Origin of the sequence: Lysinibacillus sp., from assembly GCF_032093475.1 — a bacterium.
Classification (GTDB): Bacteria; Bacillota; Bacilli; order Bacillales_A; family Planococcaceae; genus Lysinibacillus; species Lysinibacillus irui.
The window spans coordinates 14,330-18,102 of the sequence record NZ_DAMDAY010000094.1; the positions used below are offsets into that span (position 1 = coordinate 14,330).

A 3,773-nucleotide genomic window follows, 5' to 3' on the forward strand; every position below is an offset into this window, starting at 1 on the left:
GATGTGTTTGTTACATCATCAGCAATATAGTCAATAAAAGCATCTCCATAGACTAAAATAAAATCCTTCTCTTGCTTTGTCATGATTGTCCTCCTGAAAGTCTAGTCATTATAGATTAACACGAAAATTGTCATTCTATAAAGGTTTAACTTTGAAGAGCATGTCTGAAAATTTGAGTCATTCTCTATCTTTGTTATACTTGCCTATAGAAAGGTAGGGATTTTCAAGATGAGTATTACAATTCGACAAGCGCAACCAGATGATGCCCATGCTGTTGTGCCTCTAATAATCGATGCAATTGGTGATATTGCAAATCGCTTAACTGGCGAGCAATCGTCCGAAGCCGTTAGTCAAGAGCTGACAATTCTTTTTCAACGTGACGACAATCGACATTCTTATTTAAATACCTTTGTCGCAACTGAAGGTGAGCAAATTTTAGGGATTCTCGTTTATTATTTTGGCGCACAAGCCGTTGATATGGATGCTAACCTTGTTAAATGGCTAGAAGAAAAAAATGCACCGTCTATTATTATTGATCAAGAAGCCCATGAAGATGAGGCCTATATCGATACTGTATGTGTATCACCACAAGCACGAGGCAAAGGAATCGGAACCTTGCTATTACAGTTCGCGGAAGAGCTTACAAAGCAGCGTGGTTATAAAAAGTTATCACTAAATGTTGAAACTCAAAAAGAAGATGCACGCCGTCTTTATGAGCGTTTAGGTTTTGTTATTACCGAGCCATGGTCCATAATTGACGAACCATTTCATCATATGGTGAAACTGTTTTAGGAAGTGAACAACGAAAATATGAAAACAAATTTTCTTTACCCTCTTTTGATCGTTATTGCATCTAGTAGCTATGGTATTTTGTCGACTATTGTCAAAGTAGCCATGCAACATGGCTTTACATCAGCAGAGGCTGTATCAAGTCAATATATTATTGGCTTTATACTCGTAGTAGCTATTTTTATTTTTACAGACAGGAAATTACCAAAGCCCTCCAGAAAAGGCTTAGCTATATTAATTTGTGCTGGTATTTTTACTGGGACGACAGGTATCGTATACGGGGAATCGCTAAAGTATCTTCCCGCTTCTCTTGCAGTAGTCATGCTATTCCAATTTACATGGATTGGTCTGCTGATTGATTGTGCACTACATAAACGTTTACCAAGTCGCCCTGAAGTGATTTCGATCATTATTTTATTTGTAGGAACTATTTTAGCGGCAGGTGTATTAAATGTAGATTTAAGCGGCATCCCTATCCAAGGATGGCTATTCGGCTTTGCGGCAGCCGTCACCTTTGCCTGCTTCATACAATTCAATTCTCGACCTGTCGAAGGCGTTACAACAACATCAAGGGTATTAATCGTTTCCTTTATAGCCCTTATGATGATAAGTATTTTCCTTAGCCCTGAGGTTATTTGGAACGGCAAGTTATTTATGCAAGGCTTATGGAAATTTGGACTAGCCCTTGGTCTTTTCGGTATCATATTACCGATATACTTATTTTCAATAGCCATCCCCAAAATTGGTGGTGCACTTGCTTCAATTTTAAGTGCCATTGAATTACCCGTTGCAGTTACTGTTTCTGTTATTGTGCTACATGAACCTTTAACAGCTATACAAATCATCGGGATTCTTCTCGTTATTGCAGGTATGATGCTACCAACGATTGTTGCACAACGTCGACAAAAAGATAGCTTCTTAGAGGTACATTCTTAAATAGTCAAAAAAACTCCTTGAAAATGGAATACTCCTTTTCAAGGAGTTTTTTTAACTTTACAAAATGCCTTTGCTAATGGATTGGTGCTTCGCTATGATGAAGGTAAGTTTAATTTTTTAATAATTCTAACATTAATGATATCCCTTCGTATTATACTGCAATATGCAAGTAACTTACTTTAAGAAGGGGGAAGTTGATGAAAAAACACCATATTCTTAGTCTTTTCCTTATCTTTCTGCTATTGGTTTTAACTGCCTGTAACGGCAAGGAACAGCAAAATTCCACAAGTAATTCAGCAAATAACGACAAAAACGCTGATGGCGACAAGACAGAAGTAACAGCTACGACGCCATCAGGAAAACTTGTGATTTACACAGGTCGCGATGAGGAAATGGTGCAAAATGTGATCGATCAGTTTAATGAAAAATATCCAGACATTGAAGTGGAGTTTTTAACAATGGGGGCACAGCAAATTTTGGAGCGCCTCCGTGGTGAAAAGGCCAATCCACAGGCAGACTTTTGGTGGGGTGGTACTCAATCAGCACTCATGGTTGGGGCAAATGAAGACCTACTGCATGCTTGGCAGCCTAGCTTTATCAATGCCATTGATGCTGCCCATAAAGATGCCGATGGACGTTGGTTTGGCGAGATGTTGCTACCAGAAGTCATCATGATTAACAGTGATCTACTGACAAAAGAAACAGGACCGCAGGACTGGGATGACCTATTAGATCCTAAATGGAAGGATCAGATTTTAATCCGCGGCGTGCTTGCATCAGGGACAATGCGTACGATCTATTCCTCTATGATTGTACGACAAGATGCCAATTCACCAGATAAAGGCTATGAATGGTTATTGCAATTAGACGCAAATACAAAAGAGTATACACAGGATCCTAATGCTTTGTATTTAAAGCTAACACGTCAAGAAGGCAGTGTCTCCTTATGGAATCTTCAAGATATTTTATTAAAGAAATATACGACAGATTATCCTTTTGATTATATTTATCCAAAAAGTGGAGCACCTATTTTAGTAGATGGTGTAGCCGTTGTAAATAATGCGAAAAACTTAGAGAATGCAAAACTATTTGTAGAATTCCTATTTGAAAAGGAAATGGTGACACAGTTAGCGAATGATTATTATCAAATTCCTACACGTTCTGACATTGATAAAGCCACTATGCCTGAATGGTATCAGGAGTTAGATTTAAAAACATTCGATATAGATTGGCAGCTAATGTCTGACAAAGAAGCCGAATGGATGGAGTATTGGGATAACAATATTAAAGGGCGCGGCAAATAGTATAACTGGTAAAAATTCGGCTTATGCAGCGAATTTTTACCTTTCTGTATCATCTGGATTCTTTGTTAGAGAGGAGTTTATCATTGAGAAGTGTCAACATCGAAAATGTCTCGAAGCAATTTGGCCAAATGTATGGTGTGAAAGATTTAAACCTGGAAATCAAAGCAGGTGAGTTCTTTACTTTTCTCGGACCTAGTGGCTGCGGCAAGACCACTACTTTAAGAATGATAGCAGGCTTTTATTACCCTTCTAAAGGTAAAATTTTTTTTGATGAGCGAGATGTCTCTCGACTTCAACCAAATAAACGGAATATCGGTATGGTATTTCAAAATTACGCTCTATTCCCTCATATGACGGTTGATGAAAATATTGCCTTTGGTTTACAAGTTCGTAAATTTTCGAAGGCCGAGATTCAATACAAAGTTGATCGAATTAGAGGACAAGTACATTTAGCCGCTTATGGCAACAGAAAAATCAACGAACTATCTGGTGGGCAACAGCAACGAGTTGCTTTAGCTAGAGCACTAGTAATTGAGCCAGACATTTTATTACTCGATGAACCTCTATCCAATCTTGATGCCAAATTGCGTGAGGAAACACGTATTGAAATCAAACGAATTCAATCAGAGCTTGGTGTGACAACGATTTACGTTACGCATGATCAAATGGAGGCAATGGCTATGTCTGATCGAATCATGGTCATGGAGAATGGCCATATCAAGCAGATTGGAACTCCTCAAGAAA

Annotated in this window: 4 protein-coding genes; all 4 read left to right on the forward strand. The window is 38.4% G+C overall.

All coding sequences use genetic code 11. The annotated features are described in order from the left end of the window. Positions 1–228 precede the first annotated feature (228 nt). Entirely contained in the window at positions 229–792 is a 564-nt protein-coding gene (locus RT445_RS17415) for a GNAT family N-acetyltransferase (RefSeq protein WP_312507190.1), read from the forward strand. 18 nt (positions 793–810) lie between these two features. Further along, positions 811–1,725, forward strand: a complete 915-nt coding sequence (locus RT445_RS17420) for an EamA family transporter (RefSeq protein WP_312507189.1) — start codon at positions 811–813, stop codon at positions 1,723–1,725. 197 nt (positions 1,726–1,922) lie between these two features. After that, a complete protein-coding gene (locus tag RT445_RS17425; protein ID WP_312507188.1) occupies positions 1,923–3,029 on the forward strand; it encodes an extracellular solute-binding protein in 1,107 nt (368 codons plus the stop codon). An 83-nt stretch (positions 3,030–3,112) separates the two neighbouring features. Then, positions 3,113–3,773, forward strand: a 661-nt coding sequence (locus RT445_RS17430; protein ID WP_313471092.1) for an ABC transporter ATP-binding protein, incomplete at its 3' end; no start/stop codon positions are given.

Coding starts and splice junctions, on each gene's coding strand:
- RT445_RS17415 (WP_312507190.1), top strand. CDS start 229: ATGAGTATTACAATTCGACAAGCGCAACCAGATGATGCCCATGCTGTT.
- RT445_RS17420 (WP_312507189.1), top strand. CDS start 811: ATGAAAACAAATTTTCTTTACCCTCTTTTGATCGTTATTGCATCTAGT.
- RT445_RS17425 (WP_312507188.1), top strand. CDS start 1,923: ATGAAAAAACACCATATTCTTAGTCTTTTCCTTATCTTTCTGCTATTG.